This window comes from Streptomyces candidus (assembly GCF_014207445.1).
Taxonomy (GTDB): domain Bacteria; phylum Actinomycetota; class Actinomycetes; order Streptomycetales; family Streptomycetaceae; genus Streptomyces; species Streptomyces candidus.
This window is the reverse complement of sequence record NZ_JACHEM010000005.1, coordinates 110204-131894: the sequence shown is the minus strand read 5'-3', so window position 1 is coordinate 131894 and position 21691 is coordinate 110204. Positions and strand designations below refer to the sequence as shown.

General features: G+C 71.6%; 19 protein-coding genes. 8 read left to right on the top strand and 11 right to left on the bottom strand.

The window, feature by feature from the left end:
• Window positions 1-2: 2 nt before the first annotated feature.
• The 4 genes from HNQ79_RS11605 to HNQ79_RS11590 form a co-directional block, all read right to left on the bottom strand.
• Window positions 3-1517, bottom strand: coding sequence for a beta-N-acetylhexosaminidase (locus HNQ79_RS11605; protein ID WP_185029751.1), 1515 nt, complete (start codon window positions 1515-1517; stop codon window positions 3-5).
• Window positions 1518-1525: 8 nt separating this feature from the next.
• Window positions 1526-2323 carry a carbohydrate ABC transporter permease gene (locus HNQ79_RS11600; protein WP_185030245.1) on the bottom strand — a complete coding sequence of 266 codons (798 nt, stop codon included), beginning with the start codon at window positions 2321-2323 and terminating at the stop codon, window positions 1526-1528.
• Window positions 2324-2373: 50 nt separating this feature from the next.
• A complete protein-coding gene (locus HNQ79_RS11595; RefSeq protein WP_373312536.1) occupies window positions 2374-3249 on the bottom strand; it encodes a carbohydrate ABC transporter permease in 876 nt (291 codons plus the stop codon).
• A 154-nt stretch (window positions 3250-3403) separates the two neighbouring features.
• A complete protein-coding gene (locus tag HNQ79_RS11590) occupies window positions 3404-4660 on the bottom strand; it encodes an extracellular solute-binding protein (RefSeq protein WP_373312526.1) in 1257 nt (418 codons plus the stop codon).
• Between the two features lie 191 nt (window positions 4661-4851).
• Between HNQ79_RS11590 and HNQ79_RS11585 the strand changes: the two genes are divergently transcribed.
• Window positions 4852-5679: a GntR family transcriptional regulator gene (locus HNQ79_RS11585; RefSeq protein ID WP_185029746.1), complete on the top strand. Its 828-nt coding sequence runs from the start codon at window positions 4852-4854 to the stop codon at window positions 5677-5679.
• A gap of 34 nt (window positions 5680-5713) precedes the next feature.
• Here HNQ79_RS11585 and HNQ79_RS11580 read toward each other — a convergent pair whose 3' ends face one another.
• Window positions 5714-6643, bottom strand: a complete 930-nt coding sequence (locus tag HNQ79_RS11580; protein ID WP_444545293.1) for an AraC family transcriptional regulator — start codon at window positions 6641-6643, stop codon at window positions 5714-5716.
• A 113-nt stretch (window positions 6644-6756) separates the two neighbouring features.
• Between HNQ79_RS11580 and HNQ79_RS11575 the strand changes: the two genes are divergently transcribed.
• The 3 genes from HNQ79_RS11575 to HNQ79_RS11565 all read left to right on the top strand — a co-directional run bounded on the left by HNQ79_RS11575 (window position 6757) and on the right by HNQ79_RS11565 (window position 8483).
• Entirely contained in the window at window positions 6757-7437 is a 681-nt protein-coding gene (locus tag HNQ79_RS11575; RefSeq protein ID WP_185029744.1) for an NAD(P)H oxidoreductase, read from the top strand.
• 270 nt (window positions 7438-7707) lie between these two features.
• Window positions 7708-8070, top strand: coding sequence for a VOC family protein (locus HNQ79_RS11570; protein ID WP_185029742.1), 363 nt, complete (start codon window positions 7708-7710; stop codon window positions 8068-8070).
• A gap of 92 nt (window positions 8071-8162) precedes the next feature.
• A complete protein-coding gene (locus HNQ79_RS11565) occupies window positions 8163-8483 on the top strand; it encodes a hypothetical protein (protein WP_185029740.1) in 321 nt (106 codons plus the stop codon).
• A gap of 215 nt (window positions 8484-8698) precedes the next feature.
• Here HNQ79_RS11565 and HNQ79_RS11560 read toward each other — a convergent pair whose 3' ends face one another.
• Window positions 8699-8998, bottom strand: coding sequence for a hypothetical protein (locus HNQ79_RS11560; protein WP_185029738.1), 300 nt, complete (start codon window positions 8996-8998; stop codon window positions 8699-8701).
• A gap of 1083 nt (window positions 8999-10081) precedes the next feature.
• On the opposite strand from HNQ79_RS11560, the gene HNQ79_RS11555 reads away from it, so the two are divergent.
• Window positions 10082-12874 carry a glycosyl hydrolase gene (locus tag HNQ79_RS11555; protein WP_185029737.1) on the top strand — a complete coding sequence of 931 codons (2793 nt, stop codon included), beginning with the start codon at window positions 10082-10084 and terminating at the stop codon, window positions 12872-12874.
• A 79-nt stretch (window positions 12875-12953) separates the two neighbouring features.
• Here the strand turns inward: HNQ79_RS11555 and HNQ79_RS11550 are convergent, their stop codons facing one another.
• Window positions 12954-13994, bottom strand: coding sequence for a LacI family DNA-binding transcriptional regulator (locus tag HNQ79_RS11550; RefSeq protein ID WP_229923383.1), 1041 nt, complete (start codon window positions 13992-13994; stop codon window positions 12954-12956).
• Between the two features lie 531 nt (window positions 13995-14525).
• On the opposite strand from HNQ79_RS11550, the gene HNQ79_RS11545 reads away from it, so the two are divergent.
• Window positions 14526-16490, top strand: coding sequence for an ATP-binding cassette domain-containing protein (locus HNQ79_RS11545; protein WP_185030240.1), 1965 nt, complete (start codon window positions 14526-14528; stop codon window positions 16488-16490).
• A 119-nt stretch (window positions 16491-16609) separates the two neighbouring features.
• Here HNQ79_RS11545 and HNQ79_RS11540 read toward each other — a convergent pair whose 3' ends face one another.
• The 3 genes from HNQ79_RS11540 to HNQ79_RS11530 all read right to left on the bottom strand — a co-directional run bounded on the left by HNQ79_RS11540 (window position 16610) and on the right by HNQ79_RS11530 (window position 18063).
• The gene (locus tag HNQ79_RS11540) at window positions 16610-16906 is read right to left on the bottom strand and encodes a hypothetical protein (RefSeq protein WP_185029733.1); all 297 of its coding nucleotides are present in this window, start codon (window positions 16904-16906) and stop codon (window positions 16610-16612) included.
• A gap of 72 nt (window positions 16907-16978) precedes the next feature.
• Entirely contained in the window at window positions 16979-17464 is a 486-nt protein-coding gene (locus HNQ79_RS11535) for a WapI family immunity protein (RefSeq protein WP_185029732.1), read from the bottom strand.
• A gap of 170 nt (window positions 17465-17634) precedes the next feature.
• Window positions 17635-18063, bottom strand: coding sequence for a hypothetical protein (locus HNQ79_RS11530; RefSeq protein ID WP_229923382.1), 429 nt, complete (start codon window positions 18061-18063; stop codon window positions 17635-17637).
• 218 nt (window positions 18064-18281) lie between these two features.
• On the opposite strand from HNQ79_RS11530, the gene HNQ79_RS11525 reads away from it, so the two are divergent.
• Both HNQ79_RS11525 and HNQ79_RS11520 read left to right on the top strand, forming a co-directional pair.
• Window positions 18282-18470 carry a hypothetical protein gene (locus HNQ79_RS11525; protein WP_185029729.1) on the top strand — a complete coding sequence of 63 codons (189 nt, stop codon included), beginning with the start codon at window positions 18282-18284 and terminating at the stop codon, window positions 18468-18470.
• Window positions 18471-18646: 176 nt separating this feature from the next.
• Window positions 18647-18871 carry a hypothetical protein gene (locus tag HNQ79_RS11520; RefSeq protein WP_185029728.1) on the top strand — a complete coding sequence of 75 codons (225 nt, stop codon included), beginning with the start codon at window positions 18647-18649 and terminating at the stop codon, window positions 18869-18871.
• Window positions 18872-19026: 155 nt separating this feature from the next.
• Here HNQ79_RS11520 and HNQ79_RS11515 read toward each other — a convergent pair whose 3' ends face one another.
• On the bottom strand, window positions 19027-21648 hold the full coding sequence (locus tag HNQ79_RS11515; protein ID WP_185030235.1) for an acyltransferase family protein: 2622 nt from the start codon (window positions 21646-21648) through the stop codon (window positions 19027-19029).
• Window positions 21649-21691: the final 43 nt, after the last annotated feature.

The following is a 21691-nucleotide window of genomic DNA, read 5'->3' as shown; positions in this document are numbered from 1 at the left end:
GGTCACCTGGTGGTCCTCTCAGGACGAAGGATCGCGGAGGGACGGCTCGGCACTCCGAGGGCGTCGAGCCGGGTTCGGTGGTGGTGCAGCCGGGCCTGGAAGCCCGGCCAGTCGCGCCCGCCGGACCAGGCGGTGTCGGCCAGCGCGCACAGCCTCGGGAAGGCGAGGTACTCGGCGTGCGCCGCCGTGCTGACGTACTCGGTCCACAGCTGGGCCTGGGTGCCGAGCACCCGGGCGGCGGCCGCCGGCTCCCAGTGGGCCGGTGCGGGTTCGGTGGCATAGACGGCGTGCAGGTCGACCGCGTCGCCCGGCTGGCCGGGCGGTTCGCCGGGGTCCTCGGACTGGGGGTAGTCGAGGTACGTGGAGCGGTGCGGTGCCATGATCACGGGCTGGCCGCGGCAGGCCGCCGTCCGCCCGTGGTCCGCGTCGCGCCAGGCCAGGGCGGCGAAGGAGGCGGGCAGGTCGCGGCCGGTCTCGGTCCATCCCAGCGGTTGCCTGCCACGCGCGGCCAGGTGGTTCCCGACGCGTTCCATGAACCATCCGTGGAGTGCGTCGGGGCCGTCCAGCCCCGCTTCCGCGACGCGCCACAGGGCGTCGGGCGAGCGGTGCCATTCGGTGGTGGGACACTCGTCGCCGCCGACGTGGACGTAGGGCGAGGGGAAGACGTCCATGACCTCGTCGAGGACCGTGCGGCAGAAGTCGAGAGCCTCGTCGGTGACGCCGAGGACGGTGTCGCACACGCCTCGGCCCTGCCACACCTCCAGTCGCCGTCCGGGGAAGTTGCCGAGGTGCGGGTAGGCGGCCAGGGCGGCCCGCGCGTGGCCCGGCATCTCGATCTCCGGTACGACGGTGACGCCCCGCTCCGCGGCGTGCGCCACCAGCCCGCGCAGCTCCGTACGGCTGTACGCGCCGCCGTACGGCACCCCGGCGGCCTCGGTGAGCCGGGGGTACGCCGCGACCGGCATGCGCCAGCCCTGGTCGTCCGTCAGGTGCAGGTGCAGCACGTTGAGTTTGTGCAGGGCCAGCAGGTCGGTGAAGCGCCGCAGGAAGGAGACGGGCTGGAAGTGGCGGGCCACGTCGAGCATCGCGCCGCGCCAGGCGTACCGGGGTACGTCCGTGATCTCGACGCCTGGGAGCGTCCAGCGCACTCCGCGTACCGGTTCCGAGCCGAGTGCGGCGACCGGCAGGAGTTGCCGGAGGGTCTGTACGCCGTGCCGGAGTCCGGCGGCGCCCGCCGCGCGGAGCAGAACCGTTTCACCGCTGATGGTCAGGCCGTAGCCCTCCGCGCCGAGGCCGGTGAGACCGGTTTCCAGGACGAGGACGACCCGGCCGTCGGGGGCGAGGGGCAGCGGGAGGCCGGTCGCTGGGGCCAGCAGGGTGCGCAGCAGGGCGGCGGCGGGCTCGGCCCCCGGGGTGGCGCGGATCGCCGTCGCCTCGTCGAGGGTGAAGGTCCCGGAGGACCGGCTGAGTTTGGCGGGAACCGGGACGAGCCCGGCGTCGGGGGAAGGTCGTGACACGGGGTCTCCTAGCCCTTGACCGCGCCGCCGGCGAGGCCGGAGGCGACCCGGCGCTGGAGCACCAGGAAGAGGATGAGAACGGGCAGCGCGAAGAGTGTGGAGGCGGCCATGGTGGCGCCCCAGTCGGTGCCGAAGACGTTGGAGAACGAGGAGAGCCAGACCGGGAGGGTGCGGTCGTCCTGGTTCTTGATGATCAGCATGTTGGCGAAAGCGAACTCGTTCCAGGCGGTGATGAATCCGAAGAGCGAGGTGGCGAGCAGGCCGGGGGCGAGCAGCGGGAGGGTGACCCTGCGGAACGCGGCCGCCCGGGTGCAGCCGTCGACCTGGGCGGCTTCCTCCAGCTCTCTCGGTATCCCGGTGAGAAAACTGCGCAGGGTGACGATGGTGAACGGCAGGGTGATCATGAAGTAGACGAGGGTGAGGGTGGGGAGCCGGTCGAGCATGTCGGTGTCGCGGGCGATGACGTACATCGGGATGAGGAGCGCCTCCCAGGGGGCGACCTGCGCGATGAAGACCATCAGGACGAAGCCGCGACGGCCCTTCCACCGCAGCCGCGCCACCGCGAAGGCGGAGCCGAGGGCGACCGCGAGGGCCAGCAGCACGCAACCGGCGGTGACGATGAGGCTGTTGCGCCAGAACAACCAGAACCCGTCGGCGTTCACCGCTGCGGAGAAGTGCTCCAGCGTCAGTGAGGTGGGCAGGAAGAGGGGTGTCTCGGCCTGGATGTCGGCGGTGGGCTTGAATGCGGTAAGGACCATCCAGTACACGGGAAAGGCGCAGACCGCGAAGGTGAGCAACGCACCCATGTGCAGGGGCAGCCGGCGCAGTACGCGGGACGGGGAGGCGGGGACGGGTCTCACAGCTCGGCCTCCTGCCGGAACATCTGGCGGAAGTAGAGGATCAGGGCCGCGATCAGGATGAGTACGGTGACGGTCGCCGCGGCGGCTCCGAGGTCGTAGCGGTGCAATGAGCGGGCCACCTGGTAGGCGTAGACCGGCAGAGTGGTGGTCGCTCCGCCCGGGCCGCCCCCCGTGACGGCCCAGATCTGCGCGAAGCACCGGAAGACCCAGATGACTTCGAGGCTCAGGACGAGCCCGAAGATCGGCCTGAGCAACGGCAGCGTGATCGAGTGGAAGATGCGCCAGCCGCCCGCGCCGTCGATCCTGGCCGATTCGAAGAGTTCGGTGGGAACGGTGGTCAGCGCGGAGTGCAGGGTGATGGCGACGAACGGCACGGACTGCCAGACCACGAGCAGCACCAGGACGGTGAAGGCGGCGGGTCCGTGCGCCAGCCAGGAGTAGTCCTGGAAGGACTCGAACCCCAGTCGCACCAGCAGCCAGTTGACCACTCCCAGCCGGGACGAGAACAGCCACTGGAAGACGGTGGTCGTGGCGATGACGGGGCTGGCCCACGCGAGCACCAGGCCGCTCAGGACCAGGGTCCGCATCCTTCTGCCCAGGCGCTGGAGCATCAGCGCGACGGCCGTGCCGATCACCATGATGAGTACGACGTTGATCGCGGTCCACCACAGCGTGCGGCGGGTGACCCGCCAGAACTCGGCGTCTCCCAGGATCTCCCGGTAGTTCTCCAGACCGGCGAAGTGCGCGCCGCCCCGGATGAGTTCGGCCATCCCGTAGTGCTGGAGGGAGATCAGCAGGTTGCGGGCGAGGGGGTAGGCGAGCAGGGCGGTGATGCCGAGCACGGTGGGTGCGATGAGCAGGTACGGCCACAGGGAGCCGGGGAGCGCCCGTCGCCCACCGGGCGGCACGGGGGCGGGTGCCGGGGAAGGTGCGGGGGCGGCGGTCGTCGCCGTGGGGACGGGCACCTTCGTCGCTCCGGGGCGGGCGGCGGGGGGCGTCATGCCGTCGTTCCCGGCCGGTGCCCGGTCATGAGTTGAGCGTCTTGCTGATGGCGTCGGAGGCGTCCTTCGCGGCCTTCTGCCGGTTGCTGCCGGTCAGTACGGCGGTCATGTACTCCTTGATCGGGTTGGTGGCCTCCACAGCGGCCCACTGCGGGGAGTTGGGGGTCGCGCGCCCTTGTGCGGCGGCCGCGGCCATGGCGGCGGTGCCCGCGTCGTCCTGCAGGGCGTCGGCGAGCGAGGTGCGGTTGGGCACGTAACTCATGGTTTTGGCCAGGTCCCGCTGCCACTTCTCTCCGGCGAGCGACTTGACCACTTGGTAGGCGGCGTCGGGGTGGGCGGAGGCGGCCGGAATGATGAGGTCCGACCCGCCGGTGAAGGTGGCTCCCGGAGTGCCCGCCGTGCGGCCGGGGATCGGGAAGAAGCCCAGCTTGCCCGCCAGCGCCGGGTTGGCCTGCTCCACGATTTTGGCGCCGCCCGGAACGGCGATGACCTGCGCGACGTCCCCCTTGGCGAAGACGTCCGCCTGCGGCGGTTTGGCCTCGTCGGAGTCCTTGGGGCCCTTGCCGAGGGCTTGCAGCCGCTGGTAGAAGTCCATGCCCCGAGTGGCTTCCGGGCTGTCCAGCGCACCCTTCCATTCGTCGCCCTGCTTCTCGGCGAGTTCTCCGCCCTCCTCCCAGATGAAGCCGGCGAGGGTGTACCAGTTCTGGCCGGGGAGGTAAATGCCCTGCGTCTTGCCCCGGTTCAGCTTTTCGGTGATCCGCAGCCACTCGTCGCGGGTCTTGGGCGGAGCCGTGACTCCGGCCCGGGCGAAGAGGTCCTTGTTATAGATCACGACGCGGTTGGCCGCGTACCAGGGGATGCCGTACTGCTTGCCGTCGACCTTCCCGGGCTCGGCGAGGCCGGGCAGCCAGTCGGCGCCCTGCAGTTCCGTGACCTTGTCGCTCAGATCGAGGACGCCGCCGCTCTGCGCGTACTGGGCGACCTGGGTGTTGCCCACCTCGATCACGTCGGGGGCGTCCTTGCTGGCGAGCGCGGCGGTGATCTTCTCGCCGATCCCGTCCCACTCCTGTATCTGAATGTCCAGAACGGTGTCCTTGTGCTGCTGCTCGAAGTCCTTCTCGAACCGCTGGAGATACGCGTCGGAAACGCTGTCCTTCATGATCCATACGGTGAGCGTGTCCGGGCCGCCCGCCTGGCCGGAGCCGGACGGGGCGCTGCTGCAGGCGGTGAGCACACAAGAGGCCGCGAGTACTGCGGCAGTGGGGATGAAGCGGATCTTCACTGGATTCACCTCGCGGGAGAGTTGACCAGTTGGCCAACTGGGCAACGATGTGGCTCGAAGGTGGCATAGACCAATGAGGGCGTCAACCCCTGGGTAAACAAGGGTTTTTGGTGACCCGCCGTACGGAGAGCGTCTAAACTCTCGTTTACCAGCAGACCAGTTGTGGGCAGCACGGCAGAGAGGTCCGAGTCATGGAGAGCAGCTCCTCAGGTGCCGTACTCAAGCGGGAGCGGGTCCGGGAGTTCCTCCTGGGACTGATCGAGGCACGCAGTCCCGGCGACGCCATTCCCTCGGAACGCACGCTCAGCCGCGAACTGGGCGTCTCTCGCCCGACGCTGCGAGCCGCCGTCGACGAACTCGTCGCCACGGGGCAGCTCGTGCGCGAACACGGCCGCGGGATGTTCGTCGCGCCCGCGAAGATCACCCAGGAGCTCGTGTCGGACGACACCGCTTTCGCCGTGCCCCGGGCCGGCGGCACCTGGTCCAGCAGACTACTGAGGCTGGACACCATCCGCGCGGGCGCCCGCATCGGCCGCAAGCTGCGCATTTCACCGGCCGCCGAGGTCATTTACATCGCCCGGCTGCGACTGGTCGACGGCACTCCGATCGCCATAGAGCACCTGCACATCCCGGCCGACCTCGTGCCCTCCCTGACACCACAGGAACTGGAGGCCGGGGACCTCTACGACCACCTGCGCGAGCACCACGAGGTCCATGTCGACCAGGCCGTGCAGTCCATCGAGCCGACCGTCGTCAACGAGGCCGAGGCCGGGGTGCTCGACGTTCCGGTCCTCTCCCCCGCGCTGCTGATCGAACGCCTGACCACCGACACCGCCGGCCACCCGGTCGAGTACGTCCACTCCATCTACCGGGGCGACCGCTACCGCATCGTCTCGCGGCTGGCCCTGGGGGTCACCGCCCCGCACTCGCGCCCCGGCAGCCACCATCCGGGCATCCCGCCGGGCGACTTCGCGCACGGGGACATCATCAGGTCGTCGACGACGGGAGACGCGCGCTGACCGGGCGTTCACCTCCCGGTCGGCGGCCGGAAACTCAGGCCGCCGCGGAACGGAACGTACTGGGACTCAGGCCCCTGTGGCGTTTGAACGCGGCACTGAACCCGAAGGCGTCGGCATAGCCCACGGACCGCCCGATCTGGGCGATGCTGAGGTCGGTGTCGGTCAGCAGCGTCTCGGCCTCGTCCATGCGGCATTCCGTGAGGTAGGCCAGGGGCGGGCGGCCCATCAGCTGGGTGAAGCGCTTGGCGAACAGCGCCCGGGAGACCCCGGACCTGGCCGCCAGCGAAGCCACCGTCCAGGTATCGGCGGGCCGGTCGTGGAAGGCCTGCAGTGCGGGAGCCAGAACCCGGTCGGCCAGGCCCCGGTACCAGCCCGGCGCGTCGGCGCCGGCCTGGTCGAACCAGTTGCGCAAGGTGCACACCAGCGCCCAGTCGAGCAGCCGGTCCATCAACGCCTGCGAACCGGCGGAGAGATGGGCCGCGTCGGCGGCGGCCTTCTCCAGCCAGGCACAGACCTCCACGTCCTCGGCGATCACCAGGACCGGCGGCAGGGCACGCAGGAGCCGCTCGTGGCGGTGGCCCGAAGCACGATAGGCGCCCACGATCAGCGCGGTCGCTTCCGGCGAGTCCCTGCCCCACCGGATGCCGCCGAGTTCCTGGGCGGTGCACTCGGTGTCCGAGGTGAAGCACGCGATCTCGTAGGCGGCGTGGGAGCCGTGGACAGTGCCGGGATGGTCCACGAGATGGAACGGCGCGGGACCGCGCACGATGGCCGTGTCGCCCACACCGACCGCGCGCTCGGTGCCGTCGGGCAGCAGCAGGGTGCCCCCGCCACGCAGCACGCTGATCATGGTGAGAGGTGCTTCGTCGGAGAAGCGGATGGACCAGGGTGCGGTCAGGACGGCGTGGCTGACGACCGAGCCCTCGGCCCGGATGCCACTCAACAACGAACTCAGAGGATCCACGGAACAGATCGTAGACGCTCTCGTATGCTCCGGAGCGTTTCTCCCATGGATCATCCACATCGCTGCGGCTGTACTGAACTCATCGCACCGACCGACACCAGCCGGGAGACACCGTGACGCAGCACGACAGCCATGCCAGGACAGCCCTCGTCGTCTTCGCGCACCACCGCACCGATTCCCTCACCGCGCACACGGCCCGCCGCGCCGCCGCCCGGCTCGAAGCCGCCGGGTACCGCATCGACCTGCTCGACCTGCACGCAGAGGGGTTCGACCCCCGGATGAACGTGTCCGACGAACCGGACTGGGCCGACAGGGAGAAGGTCTACTCCGACGAGACGCAGGCGCACATGCAGCGCATCCTCGACGCCGATGTGGTCGTCGCCGTCTTCCCGGTCTACTGGCAGAGCGTGCCCGCCCTGCTCAAGGGCTGGATCGACCGGGTGTGGAACTACGGGTTCGCCTACGGCCGCAGCAAGGCCCGCCTCGCCGGCAAGCGCATGCTGTGGCTGGGCCTGGCCGGCGCCACCGCCGACGATCCCATCGTCGAGCAGATGCACACCGTCCTCGAAACCAGCCTGAGCGAAGGCATCGCCTACTACTGCGGCATCTCCCAGTCCACGGTCGGTCTGCTCACCGACGCGGAGGACCGCCCGCAGCGCGTCGACGCCGAAGGCAACCTCACGGTCGGCGAAGCGGTAGCGGGCGTCGAACGGGAGGCGCAGTACGCCGATTTCGACCGGCGGGCCGGGGAGTTCGTGGACAGGTTCGCCGCCGGGGAACTCGTCGCAGCCTGACCACAGCGCAGACACGCGCCGCCCTGGACGGCCCGTGGGCGTCGAACGTCGGGGCCGACCTCGTTTGCGGCCCCGACGCTTCGGCGCGCACGGGCAAGGCGCGGACACGTGGGCCCCGGGTTGCCCGCGCGGGAGGCGAAAGCGTGTGCGTCGGAGGGGAAGCCGTAGTACTACTGAGTGGGCCCGGGACGCGGCCGCCCTCGCCGGTGGAGCGTGTCCGGTTCCTTGCCCTTGCTGGTGGCGCGTATGTCCTTCTCCTGGGAGTCGTCGATGGCTGTTCGTCGTGTCGTACCCAACATCCCGTCGGGGTCCGTCCAGGAGAGCCGTGCGTTCTACGGCCTGCTGGGCTTCGAGGAGGTCATGAACCACGGCTGGATCATGACGCTTGCCTCCCCGTCCAGTCCGGCAGCGCAGATCAGCGTCATGACCAGTGACAGGACCGCGCCGGTCGACCCCGACATGAGTGTCGAGGTGGACGATGTGGACGCGGCTTACGCGATCATGCGGGAGAGCGGCGCGGAGATCCTCCACCCCATACAGGACGAGGACTGGGGTGTACGGCGGTTCTTCGTCCGCGATCCCAGTGGACGGGTCGTCAATGTGCTGGCGCACCGCGCTCGTCCGGGACAGTAAGGACGACATGCCCTCGCCCTGCCTCGGTACGGGAGACCGTCGCCGATGCCGCGCAGGAAACCGTCACCGAGTGCCTCTGGCAGGCGTGGCCGTTGTGCGCCGAGCACGGGCTGGGCATGCGTGCGCGGGACGTGGAGGGGCAGTACCCACTCGGTGAGCAGGTGCGCGACGTCTGCCTCGAACCGGTCGTGACCGGGGACGCGTGCGGCCAGCTTGCGCAGGAGGGCGGCGGGGACGTGCGGCTGGGGAGCCAGGTCACCACGAGGACACTGCGGGCCGCGCCGATACGGACGGCGAGCGTGGGCGCGGCGAGCGCCCCCGCGATTCCGGCGGCTCCCGCGACGGCCAGGACCGCCCCGGTGGCGGTGCCGCTGTGCCCGTCGCGCTGCCGGGTGAGCAGGACGCCGAAGTAGAGGGCGGCCAAAGCCCCGTTGACGACGGAGGTCCACAGCAGGACCAGACGGAGGACGGCGGACTCCGCCACAAGCCGCAGGCCCGCGGCGAGTCCGGCACGGAGGGGGGTACGGGAACGTGCGGGGGCGGCGTCGGCCCTGACGCCCGGTCGCGCTGCCGCCGGAACCGGGGGCGGCTGCCCGTCGAGATCCTCCCGGGCCCGAACGCTCCGCGGTCAGCCCGGGGCGAGGACCGGCAGGCCCCCCGCGGCCTCGCCGGGTGGCTGACCGCTCCACCCCCGGCCCGGGGCAGCCACCGGCCGCTCCCCCACCTCCGGTCGGGAGACCGTGCGGGCGTATCCCTCGGGCGGGGTGGGCATGGCGATCGTGCCGCGTGCGGCGGCCTCGTACACGGCGGTGGCGAAACGTTCCACCAGCACCCCGGCCAGCACCAGCGCCAGAGGCGGACGGCCCGTGGCCACCGCGACCGCGACGAGGCCCATGGCCAGGGACGCCGCGCACGCGGACCACACCATCACCGGTTTGCGGGCCCTCCCCGCCAGGACCGCCCCCTTCCGGTTCTCGGCCGCGGCCCGCAGGTGCCGATGCCGGCCCCCGGATTCCGGAGCCGACCACCCTCACGCGTACGCGGCCGGTACGCGACGCCGTGTGCTCGAACTCGTGGGCACGGCGGAGCTGTTCACCATTCGTCCAAGAAATTGCCGAGATGACGAAGGAACTGAAACGAGCCGGAGCCTCACCGCCCTTCTTCGAGCGCCACGAGACGGCTGACTTCCTCGCCGCTAACCTCCCGGCGGCTCAATTCCGTTGGTGCGGACAGGAGTGGTACGAGATCACGACATCGTTCGAGGCTTACCGGCGCAGGGCCTCCTGGCACGCGTCTTCACGCCCGGTGGACCACCTCTGCGCGTGCGAACCGCATTCGCTCGGGCACATACGACGCACGCCCACCTGCACATGACCGGCCCACGGCCGCATTCCCGGCGGCAAACCCCTGCCACTGGCCACCGCGCGGGACGGGCCCGATGAATCCGCCCCGGAGGAAGACGGTGTTGCGGGACAACAGGGCTCGACCGCGCCCCTTTCCGCAAGCCCTTTCGCCTCGCCATTCTGGCCGGAAGAGGCCAGCTACCGGCACGGCAAATGTGAAGCCTTTCCCCGGTTCCGCCGGCCAGCCACCGCGAGTGCCTCACGTGGACGCTCTTGCGTGGGCCGAGGCACTCGGCAGGGAATTTCCGCCCCGGCAGCCTCTGCGTCCAACCGGTGGCCGGTCCCGTTGATCACCTGCCGGGGATGGCACCACCGGCCGGTGTTGCCGGTCGCGTCGTTACCACTGGGCAAAAGCGGTTCCAGCCAACTCGGCTGCGGGCCGGCCTGCCGCAGCCCGGCCCGACTCCCGTGACCGGAAGGAGCCCGTACACGCCGAGCGGGGGTCGCCAAGGAAAGCGCCCGCTCCCCGGCCGTGCGCGGACCGAGCAGCGCAACCGCCCCCGGACCGTGCGCGAACTCTTGACACCCGCATTTCGGCCGCTCTACCTTCCAGGACACGTGAGAGCGCTCTCAGACGCCCCTACCGTCAGGACTTCGAGGTGCTGTCCATGCACTTTCCCCGCTCGCGTCCATCCCCCCACCGCAGACCAACCGCCGCTCTGATACTGGCCGCCGCGCTCACCGCCGTCGGCCTGGGTCCCGCCGCGACACCTGCGGCTGCCGCCAACGTGCCAGTAGGCTCCGGCAGTTACTCCGACACCCGACCCCCGGGAACCTCCGGGCCCACCACGAACACCGGTGCGCCGGTGACGCCCAAGGTCACCGCCGCCGCCAAGGGCAGGCCGGTCCCCACCAACGACTGGTGGTCCTCACTGGCCTTCCAGCGGTACGGCGACAATCCGTACTCCACCCCGATGTACGGGCACCCGCTCACCTACCAGGCGACCGCGGGCGGCCTGGAGGTCGGCTATCCCACGACGCCCGCGATCGTCGGGGAGGGTCGCCAGTACGAGTACGCGCACAAACGGGACCTCACGCTCGGTCTGACCGGTCTCAACTCCCCCGACACGAAGGCCGACGACTGGTCCGACTGGACCGTCACCCCGTACTGGTCGGACGGCGCCCGCACCCTGCGCACCACCATCGGCCACGGCATGCCCTTCGTGTACGCGAAGGGATCGGGCGGCGACGCCCGGATCACCACCGCCGCCGCGCCGACCGTCTTCGCGGACCAGGGCAACGTCCTCGGCATCACGGTCTCCGGCCATCACTACGCCCTGTTCGCCCCGAGCGGCAGCGACTGGACCGTTTCGGGTTCCACGCTCACCGCAGGACTGGGGGGCAAGGACTACTTCTCGCTCGCCGTCCTGCCCTCCGCGGACGCGCTCGCCACGTACAAGAAGTACGCGTACAGCTTCGTCACCGGCTCCAAGGCGACCTGGTCCTCCGCGGCCGGGTCGGTGAAGGCGGCCTACACCCTCACCACCCAGGCGCAGGAGGGCACCGAGACCGGCACGCTCCAGGCCCTCTACCGGCACCAGTGGCGGCATACGTCCGATCCGCTGACCCCCTACACGTACGTGTCGCCGCGCGGCACGATGAAGGTCCGCGAGGGCACGTCCTTCAGCACCACGCAGAAGGCGTCGCCCGTCCTGCCCGCCCTCCCCAAGTCCTCCGGGGTCGACCGGGCGCGTCTGAAGACGTATCTCGACGAGGTGGCGAACGCCGCCGACCCGTTCTCGGGCGCCACCGACACCTATTGGACCGGCAAGGCACTGGGCCGGCTCGCCCAACTCGTGCCGGTCGCCGACCAGATCGGTGAGGCAGCCACCCGGGACAAGCTGCTCGGCCTGCTCAAGGGCCGCCTCCAGGAGTGGTTCACCGCCGGGGGCGCGAGTGAGTTCTCGTACGACAAGGACTGGAAGACGCTGACCGGCTACCCGGCGTCGTACGGCAGCGACACCGAGCTCAACGACCATCACTTCCACTACAGTTACTACGTCTACGCGGCGGCCGTCGTTGCCCAGTACGACCAGGCCTGGGCGGCCGACTCGGCGTGGGGCGGCATGGTCAAGACGCTCATCAAGGACGCGGCCAACCCCGCGCGCGGCGACACCGCCTTCCCCTTCCTGCGCGGTTTCGACGTCTACGCGGGCCACAGCTGGGCCTCCGGGCACCAGGGCTTCGCCGCGGGCAACAACCAGGAGTCGTCGTCCGAGTCGACGAACCTCAGCGCCGCCCTGGTGCTCTGGGGGTCGGCCACCGGGAACGCGGAACTGCGCGATCTGGGCTCCTACTTGCTGACCACCGAGTCGGAGGCGATCGCCCAGTACTGGTTCGACGCCGACGAGCAGGTCTTCCCCGCCGGCTTCGGCCACGACACGGTCGGCATGGTGTGGGGCAGCGGCGGGGCGTACGCGACGTGGTGGACGGCGAACCCGGAGGAGATCCACGGCATCAACGTCCTGCCGGTGACCGGGGGTTCGCTCCACCTGGGCGGGCACAAGGCCGCGATCCGGCGCAACCTCGCCGAACTGGTACGGGAGAACGGCGGCCCCGCCGTCGAGTGGCGGGACATCCTGTGGGAGTTCGAAGCGCTCGCCGACCCGGCCGCGGCCAAGGCCAAGTGGGACGCGGGCCATGCCGGTTACACGCCGGAGCAGGGGGAGTCCAAGGCGCACACCTACCACTGGATCGGCACCCTGGACGCGCTCGGCGCCCCCGACACCTCGGTGACGGGCGACCTCGCGACCTCGTCGGTCTTCGCCAAGGGAACGGTACGCACCTACGCGGCACACAACTACGGCACTTCGCCCCGCACGGTCACCTTCTCCGACGGCGCCACCCTGACGGTCCCGGCCCGCTCCACGGCGACGGGCACCGGAGCGGGCGGCACCCCCGACCCGGACCCGGACCCGCCCACGGGTAACGTCTTCCAGCTCCGCACGGGCGGCACCCTCACCACGGCGACCGGCTCCACGGCCGGCAGCGACACCGTCGCATCGGGGGACGGCGGGAACCATGACGGCACCCCGTACCGCCCGCTGGTCTACGAGGCGAAGCGGGTCAACGGCACCCTCACTGCCGGTAGATCCACCGCCTTCCGCCTCCAGCTGGACGCGGGAACCGCGGTCGGCCTCGGCCAGCAGGCCAGGGTCAGCTACGACCTGACGGGGGACGGCAGCTTCGAACGGACGGAAACCTACCGGTACTTCGCGACCGACCCGGTGGCCGGCTGGGAATCGTACCGTCAGGACAACGGCCTCAAGTCGGCGACAGGCACCCTGGGGGACCTGAAGGGCGGGACCGTACGCCTGGAGGTGTGGTCGGCGATCGGCAACGCACCGGCGAAACTCCGCACCGGGACGGCCGATTCGACGCTGACCATCCCGTTCGGCTGATCCGCACAGGCCGGCCCGCCGCACAGCGGCCACGGGCGCCGGCGGGGCTCTCCAGCCCCGTCGGCGCCCGCGCCTACACCTACGCCGACGCTCTGCGCACCAGTTCGGTGGGCGTGACCACCGACTCGGGCGTCGCCGCCCCCGCACCCCCTTCGGCGAGCATGCGCATCAGCAGCCGGACCATCAGCCGGCCCATCTCCTCGACATTCTGGCGGACCGTCGTCAGCGCGGGGTCGGTCCGGTCGACCACCGAGGCCATGTCGTCGAAGCCGACCACCGCGACGTCCTCGGGAACTCGCAGCCCCCGCTCGCGCAGCGTCCTCAACACGCCGGACGCCATCAGGTCGTTGGCGGCGAACACCGCGTCCAGGTCCGGGCACCTGTCGAGCAGCTCGGCCGCCGCGCGCGCCCCGCTCTCCTCGGTGAAGGCCCCCTCCACGACCAGCTCGGAGCCGGTGGCCGGACGCGCGTCACGGTAGCCGTCGTACCGGTCCACCGCGGAAGCCTGGTCGAGCGGCCCCGCCACGTGCGCGATCCTTCTCCGCCCGAGCGAGACGAGATGACGCACCGCGTCCCGCGCGCCGCCCCGGTTGTCGCAGTCGACGTACGGCACCCCGGGACCGGACGCGGTGCCCGGCCTGCCGCCGTACACGCACGGCACGTTCATCCGGCCGATGACGGCGGGGAGTTGGTCGTCGTGGTGCGGCGAGAACGCCAGTGCCCCGTCGACGTGGCCGCCCCTGAGGTAACGGGCGACCCGGTCGTAGTCGCCCGGCCCCTCCACCCACAGCAGTACGAGCTGGGAATCGTGAGCCGTCAACTCGCGGCTGATACCGCGAAGTTGACGCTCGAAGAAGGGGTCGGAGAAGATCCTGAACTCCGGTTCGGCGATGATCACCGCGACGGCGTCGTTGCGCCGGGTGACCAGGGTGCGGGCCGCCTGGTTCGGGACGTACCCCAGCTCCTCGACCGCCCGGTGCACCTTCTCCACCAGCGCGGGCCGGACACCCGCGCCGCCGTTCACGACACGGGAGACGGTCGCCCGCGAGACCCCGGCACGGGCCGCGACCGCTTCCAGCGTGGGGCGGGCCGCACCCGGCCCAGGGTTCTGCTCGGGCAAGGGGCGCTCCTCGTCTCCGTCACACTGCCGCCGGGCCAGGCTACCCGCTCCGACCTGCATCGCCCCGGCCTACGGCACACCCGGACTCCGGGCCGCACGGCCCACACCTGCTACAGCTCCGCTCACACCGGGGCGCCGCCGGTACCGGGACAGCCGTTGCGCCCGTCCGTTTCGGCAATCCCCCACACGGAGTACCCAGACCCACAGGAGTGATCGAACGCAGCATTACGGCGGGCTGCGCTCAGTCACCTCAAGGACTGCCGGGTCATTCGACATCTCGTTCCATATTTCGTCCCCGTACACCCGTAACGGCGACAGGAACGGCCCCGTTGTCCGAGCACCTGTCCGTATCGCGACCCGGGGAACACTCATGCATCGTCCGCATCACCCTGCTCTCCTTCATCCTGCGTTCGAAATCCCGGCTCCTCCCTCGGCCGTCTTCGAGTTGCTCACCCGGGGCCCGTCGTACCGGGCTCCGAACCGGTTCAGCGCGGGAGGTGTCCGGTGAAGCGGTTCTTCGGGCCCGTGACGATGGCCGAACCGAAGGTCTCGGCGGCCGAACGGGAGCTGTTCGGCGGCCCGTTGCGTTACGACCTGGGCTGGTCCCAGCACGAACACGCCGCCCTGGACCTGACCATGCTGTCCGCACTGCGCTCGATGCCCTCGCTGGTCGGCGCGACCCTGCGCATGGCCTGGAGCGCGGACCGCCGGGGACTGATCGCCGTCATGATCAGTGAGATCGGCCAGGGCATCGCCGCGGCCGTCGGCCTGCTCGCCGTCAACGCCGTGATGCATGCCCTGCTCGACGGCTCCGGCACCCCCGCGGAGCGGGTGCACGCCCTGTTGCCCGCTCTGCTCGCCGTCGCGGCCGTCGCCGTCGTCAACTCCGCACTGGCCGGCTGGTCCACGGCACGGGCGGGCCGCCTGGAGCCGCTCGTGGAGCGGATCGCCACCACCCAGTACCTGGCCGCCGCCGCTTCCGTGGAGCTGGAGGCCATCGACGACCCCGACTTCCGCCGCCTCATCGACGTCGCCCAGCAGGGGCCCGGCTCGGCGCGTCGCATGATCGGGGTCGCGGTCGCCGCGCTGAACAGCACCATCTCGCTGGTGGCCACGGCGGGGGTGCTCACCGTCCTGGACCCCGTGCTGCTGCCGATGCTGATCCTGATCGCCGCACCGCGCGGCTGGGGCGCCATGCGGGTGGCGCAGGAGCGGTACGTGTCCGTGATGAGCTGGATCGAGCACGTACGGGCGAGCCGTCTGATCGGAAACCTGCTGACCGAACGCACCGCCGCCCAGGAGGTGCGCATCCATGCCGTCGGGGCGTTCCTGCTCAGCAGGTACGAGGGCATGGCCCGCAGCGCCGAGTCCGAACAGGAGCGGCTGGCCTCCAGCAAGGCGGTCACCGAGTGGGTCGCCGCCGCGCTGTCTGGTCTGGCGATGGCCGCGACGTACGGGGTGATGTTCTGGCTGATCATGAGCGGCCGGATGAGCCTGGCGGTGGCCGGGACCGCGGTCATCGCGGTGCGCTCCGGGTCGGCCGGCCTGGGCGCCCTGGTGATGAACGTGAACCATCTGCACGAGGAGTCCTTGTACGTCCGTGACCACGGGCGCTTTCTCGTCCAGGCGGCCCGGCGCGCCATCCCGGAGGGCGGTGCGCCCGTCCCCGAGCGGGTCGGGCGGATCGTCCTCGACCAGGTCACCTACCGCTACCCCGACCGCGAGAGCCCGGCGCTGGACCACGTCTCCCTCACCCTGCCGATGGGTTCGGTGACGGCCGTGGTCGGCGAGAACGGCTCCGGCAAGAGCACCCTGATGAAGGTTCTCGCGGGCTTGCTCCTGCCGCAGGAGGGGGTTCTGCGCTGGGGCGCGGCGGACGTCGAGGGCCTCGACCGCGCCCAGGTCTTCGACCGTGTCGCGCTGCTCACCCAGGATTTCCAACGGTGGCCGGTGACCGCCGCGATGAACATCCGGCTCGGCCGGCCCGCCCGCCCCGCGTCGTCGGAGGACTTGCGGCCGTCCGTCGACTACGCCGGAGCGGGCCCGGTCGTCGACAAGCTGCCCGACGGCCTGCAGAGCCTGCTGGCCCGGATGTTCCGCGGGGCGATCGAACTCTCCGGCGGGGAGTGGCAGAAGGTGGGGCTGGCACGGACCCACTGGCGCAGCACCACCTCACGGGCGGACAGCGTGCTGATCGTGGACGAACCGACCTCCGCACTGGATCCGCGCGCCGAGATCGAGGCGTTCGACCGTATCCGCCGGCTCGCCGCTCCGCATCGCGCGGTCGTCCTGGTCACCCACCGGATGTCCGGGGTCCGGCACGCGGACCGGATCTACGTCCTGCACCGCGGACGGCTGGCCGAGCACGGCAGCCACGACGAGCTCATGGCGCTGCGGGGGCGGTACGCCGCCATGTTCGACGCCCAGGCCGCCCAGTACGCGCCTTCCGCCGGTATCCCGAGGCCCGCCTCTCCTCCCGTGACGGATCCGGCGTGACCCCGCCGCGGGACCCGGGCCGGGTGCGCCGGACGGAGGGCCGGACCGGGCCCCCGCGCCGGACGTGGGAGCCGGGCCTCGGGGCGTCATGGCAGGGTGCTCGAAGCGGCAGCACGCGCTCAGGGGGCGTCACCCGAGTAGTGGAGGCGGCAGGTGATACCGGGGCCCATGGTGCGGGGTTCGCCGGGGCGCGGGTCGTACAGGGCGCGGCCGCCGGGGAACTGTCCCAGCTCCGTGGGCAGGGCGACACCCTCGTCGACTTCTCCGGCTCGCCATCCGTGGATGTCGAGCAGCAGACCGTCCAGTGGTCCGCCGACCAGTTCGGCGTAGGCGCGGTGCGGGAGGGGGCCGGGGTTGGGAACGTCGTGGTCGCAGCCGTAGACCCGGCCGCGCAGGAGCTGCTCGTCGTCGTTCATGCCGTTCAGCTTTCCAGCCGCCACTGACAACGGGCCCCGCGACTGCGCGATCCGCTGGTCGGCGGAGGCTGGTCAGCGGGGCGGGAAGGCGGCAAGAGCGTGCTCCCACCGGTCTGCCGCGTGCAGCAGGGCGGTCGTGTCCGTCCGCACGTCCACGGTGTACTGGTGGAGGGCGGGCCGGTCGTCGCCGCGCTGCCACGGAGGCGCTGCCTCCAGGGAGAGGTGGAACCGGATCGCCGCCGCCCCGCCCTCGCTCCGCCCGGCGAGACCGAGGGCCACGAGCGGCTCGATGAACGTCACATCCGGTGACAACGCGCCCTCGGCATCGGGTGGGGTGACGGGTACCGTCCCGGCGGCCACCGCGCGCAGCCACGAGGTCACCTCACGGGCCTCGTCGGTCAGCAGGCACGGTTCGACGAAGGACCAACTGCCCTGCGGAGTCGTCACCGTGCCGTCGATGACCAACCAGTTGTCGTCGTAGGCGTCGCCCCGGGTTGTGGCGAACTGATAGCGCACGGGACGGAGTCCGACGCTGCTTGTGGGATCGCTCAAAAGCATGCGGCCAGGGTGTCACGCGCCGCCGGGCGCCTCGCACTGCGCCCTGCCTGCCGTCGCGCAGGTTGGCGCGCAGGCCGGCGCCGACAGCCGGGGCGAAGCGCCGGCCGGTCGAGGGGCCGGGGATTTCCCTCCCAGGGGCCGCACGCCCCCGCGCGCATCGCCGGCCGGGCTCAGCCCGGGCCCCGGCACGGCCGTCGGGCCCGCAGGCGCAGCAGAGCGGCGACCCCGCCCAGGACAGCGGCCGCACCTGCCAGCACGCGGATAAGCACGTGGTACGTCGGGGAGAGGTGCTCCACTGTCGAGCCGTCGGAGTAGACACAGGCATTGCGGAGAGGCCAGAAAGTCTGCGTCTGGGTTTCGACCCGGGCACCGGCGGCGTTCTCGTCCGCGCACACCACCGGGAACGGGCCGCCCAGGGTGACCGCAAACCAGCCGCAGCAGTACACGAGGACCGCCGACGCGAGGAAGCACAGAGCGAGCAGCGCGCAGAAGCCGGGCCACGGCACCGGACGGATCCGCGACAGGACCGCTGCGACCGTCGCAGCCGCTCCCGCGGTGGCCAGGGCGAGGAACGACAGGATGCCCATCAACGGCAGCAACAGGGCGGCCTCTCTCCTTCGGTCGCCCACGGAACGCGGAGGCCCGGTACGCCGTGCCCGGCGGGCAGGGACGGGCGGCACGGCGACCGGGTCATTGAATCAGCGCACCCGGCACGCCCGGGGACGGGGGCTCGACAGGGCGGCCCGCGGCAGCCACGCGGCCACCGACGCCGGACGCGCGGGCACCCGGCCCGGCACTCGGGTCATTCGGTTGCACGGTGGCGATGGGCGCCATGGCCGCCGAGGCCGACTTCGACACGGCCTCGGCGAAGTCCCAACTCACCGCGTTCGTGACGGCTTTGGTGATTTCGGCGATCGCGATCACGCTGTGCTCCCGGCCCGGCACGAAGGACTACGTCGGCGGCCGTCGCCCCTCCGCCGCCCGCATGCCTCCTCGAATCGGCTGACGCCCTCTCTCTGCGCGTCGCGACCGTTCGGCGTGGCGCAACCGCGGGAACACTGCCCGATGGTCACGGAGAGTAACTGATCGAAGTGCGGAGGGCGTGGGTCCGTGTGAGCCTGGTCGAGGGTTCAGGGGCATCCGCCCCGAACCCTCCCCACACCTCCCTAGGAGTGACATCTCATGGGCATTGGCGACCAGTTCAAGGACAAGGCGCAGGAACTGAAGGAGCGGGCCGAGAAGACCATGGACAGCGCGAAGGACCGGAAGCAGGAGTCCGGCCAGCAGGCTCGCGAGCGCGGTCAGCAGGCCCAGGAGCGCGGCGGTCAGGCCCGGGAGCAGGTCGGGGAGCGGGCCGACAGGGCACGCCGGGCGCGCGACGACGCCGACAAGCGCTACGGCAACTGACGCCTGGTCGCCGACCGTTCCCCGTGTTCCGGATCCGGGACACGGGGAACGGTTCTGTCCGGAACGAACATCGGTGCGTGACCGCGGCCGTACTCCCGACGGCAACCCGCCTGTTGCCCCGCGGCCGTACAGAACTCCGGGACGGGCGCCCGGGGTCAGAGCGATGCCTCCCTCGTGGCGACCCTCACGAAGTCGACGCGCATCGCATGGCCCGGTTGCGTTGCCGGACCCGGCACGGCTCCGTAGACCTCCGGAAGCTTCCCGCCGATGGCCACGTTGAGGATCAGGAACACCCCGTGGTTCACCGCCCTGTCCCAGGTGGTCCGGTCCATGCCGGCCGCGCGCACCCGGTGATGGACGCGGCCGTCCACGTACCAGCGGATCTCCTCGGCGCCCGGGGCGAGGTCCACCTCCACCGCGTAGGTGTGGAAGGCGGTGCGGCAGCCCGGGCAGCAGGTGCCGAGGTCGTACTGCCAGTGGGCGGAACGGGGACGGCTGCGGGCCGGGCCCTCGAAGCCGTCGCGGAACACCTCGGTCCAGCCCGCGGCGTCCGGCTCGGTCCCGGTGCCCGGCATCCCGGCGTCCGGCTTCGTGCCGGCGCCGGGCCTCGCCCCCGCGGGCGTGGCGGGCGGCGGCAGTGCGCCCGTGCTGGTCAGGAGGCGTTCCAGACGGCCGGTGAGGAGCACAGCGGCGACGTTCGTGAGGTGGGCGTCGTCACGGTAGAGGAGGATGCCGTCCCGGACGGCGGGGCACGTGGGCGCGGCGGGCGGGCACAGGACCTCGTTGACGCCGACGCCGTGTACACCGGGCACGGCCCCCGCGGCGATCAGCTGGGGCAGCGGGTCGGGGCGGAGGGCGTCGGAGCGGGGGAAGTCGCACGCCTGCGGGTCGTCGAGGTGGCCGGAGACGCACGCCGGGATGTCCTTGCCCGGTACCGGGGTGTCCTCCAGGCGGACGATCGGCGCGCCCGTCCCCCGCAGCGCGGTGAGGGTGTGCTTCCAGGCCTCCTTGAGCAGCTTGTGGTCGGCGGTGTAGCGGTTGAGCGAGGACACGACGATCAGCCGGGGCCGGGGCCCGCGCTTCAGCCGGTCGAGGGTGTCGGCCCGCCAGGTGTCGCACTCGTGGTAGGTACGTCCCAGCTGCGGGTTGTGGACGGTGAGCCGGGGAAGCGGGCAGCCCTGTTTCACCAACTCCTGAAGGGCCCAGCCGCGTTGGGAGGCGAGGGCGAGCAGCGGGGAGAACCACTGGCCGGCGTGCGAATCGCCGAGCAGGACGATGCGGCCGGGGCTGTCGGCCGCGCCGAACAGGCAGGTGGGGCTGCGGGTTTCGGCCGGCGCCACCTGGCACGCGCCGTCCGGCGGGAAGTCCTTGCGCGCCTGGAGGGGGCTCGGCTCGGGCGGGCCCTGCGGGGGGCGGGTGCCGGGGGTCCTGGCGAGCAGGCCGGGCCCGGTGACTGCGCCCTGCGGCAGGCCCTTCAGGTCCACCGGCTGGGCGGGGCCGAGGTGTTGGAGGGCGGTGGTGCCCATCACCAGGGCGAGCACGACGGGCAGCACCACGGCCGAGACGCCGACCGCGAGGCCGCGCCGTGGCAGTTCGGAAACGGTCCGGCTGCGGCGCAGCGGCTGTTCGACCCAGCGCAGGGTGGCCAGGGCGGGCAGGACGGCCGCCAGCGTCAGGGCGGTCTTCGCGGGCCAGTCCAGGGGGCCCAGGCGGACCTCGGCGAGGACGAGCACGGGCCAGTGCCACAGGTAGAGGTTGTACGAGAGCCTGCCGATGGCTCGGGGCGCGCGGCCCGCGAGGAGCCGTCCGACTCCGTAGGCGCCCTGGACGTTCCGTTCGCCCCGGCCGGGGATGGCGGCCAGGATGACGGCAGCGGTGCCAAGGGTCGGCACGAGGGCCGCGGTGCCCGGGTACGGGGTGGTGGCGTCGTACACCAGGACGCTGCCGACGACGGCCGCCACGCCTGCCCAGCCGCACAGCAGCCTGAGCGGGCGCGGTCCGCGCAGCAGGTGCCACGGGAGCAGTGCGAGCAGTGCGCCGACGCCGAACTGCCAGACTCTGGCGGGGGTCGAGAGGTACGCGAGGGCCGCCGACTCGCCGGTCCAGTACAGGCTCAGCGCGAACGTGCCGAGGACCAGCGGTACCGCGAGGAGGGCCACCGCCCCCCGGACGGCCCGGCCCCTGCGGGCGGCGCGCAGCCCCCGTACCGCGGCGAAGGCGCACAGCGCCAGCAGGGGGGCCCAGAGCAGGTAGAACTGCTCTTCGACGGCCAGGGACCAGAAGTGCAGCAGTGGGCTCTGGTCGTGGCCCGCGGCGAGGTAGTCGGTCTGCTGGGACACGAAGCGCCAGTTGGCCACCGACAGGGCGGCGGCGAGGACGTCGTTCGCCAGGTCGGTGCGGCGCAGCGGCGCGGTGAGCCACGCTCCGGCGACCGCGACGGCGGCGAGCACCACGGCGGCGGAGGGCAGCAGTCGGCGGGCGCGCCGGGAGAAGAAGTCGCCGAGCCGGACGCGGCCGGTGCTGACCGCCTCCCGGGCCAGCAGTCCGGTGATCAGGTAGCCGGAGATGACGAAGAAGACGTCCACGCCGACGAATCCGCCGGCCAGGCCGGGTATGCCGGCGTGGAAGGCGAGGACCGCGAGGACGGCGACGGCGCGCAGGCCCTCGATGTCGGGTCGGAACACGGACCGGTGCGGATGCGGACCGGACTCGCCCGCGGGCCGCGCGGGGCCCTGACGGCGGGTGGTGCCGGTCCGGGCGGGCGGCCGTTCGGGCACGACGGGGAGGTTCACGGCGAGAGGACCTTTCGACTCGGCCGCG

Coding starts and splice junctions, on each gene's coding strand:
- HNQ79_RS11540 (WP_185029733.1), bottom strand. CDS start 16,906: ATGAACGACGACGAGCAGCTCCTGCGCGGCCGGGTCTACGGCTGCGAC.
- HNQ79_RS11520 (WP_185029728.1), top strand. CDS start 18,647: ATGGGCATTGGCGACCAGTTCAAGGACAAGGCGCAGGAACTGAAGGAG.
- HNQ79_RS11535 (WP_185029732.1), bottom strand. CDS start 17,464: ATGCTTTTGAGCGATCCCACAAGCAGCGTCGGACTCCGTCCCGTGCGC.
- HNQ79_RS11545 (WP_185030240.1), top strand. CDS start 14,526: ATGGCCGAACCGAAGGTCTCGGCGGCCGAACGGGAGCTGTTCGGCGGC.
- HNQ79_RS11585 (WP_185029746.1), top strand. CDS start 4,852: ATGGAGAGCAGCTCCTCAGGTGCCGTACTCAAGCGGGAGCGGGTCCGG.
- HNQ79_RS11560 (WP_185029738.1), bottom strand. CDS start 8,998: ATGGTGTGGTCCGCGTGCGCGGCGTCCCTGGCCATGGGCCTCGTCGCG.
- HNQ79_RS11555 (WP_185029737.1), top strand. CDS start 10,082: ATGCACTTTCCCCGCTCGCGTCCATCCCCCCACCGCAGACCAACCGCC.
- HNQ79_RS11570 (WP_185029742.1), top strand. CDS start 7,708: ATGGCTGTTCGTCGTGTCGTACCCAACATCCCGTCGGGGTCCGTCCAG.
- HNQ79_RS11600 (WP_185030245.1), bottom strand. CDS start 2,323: ATGGGTGCGTTGCTCACCTTCGCGGTCTGCGCCTTTCCCGTGTACTGG.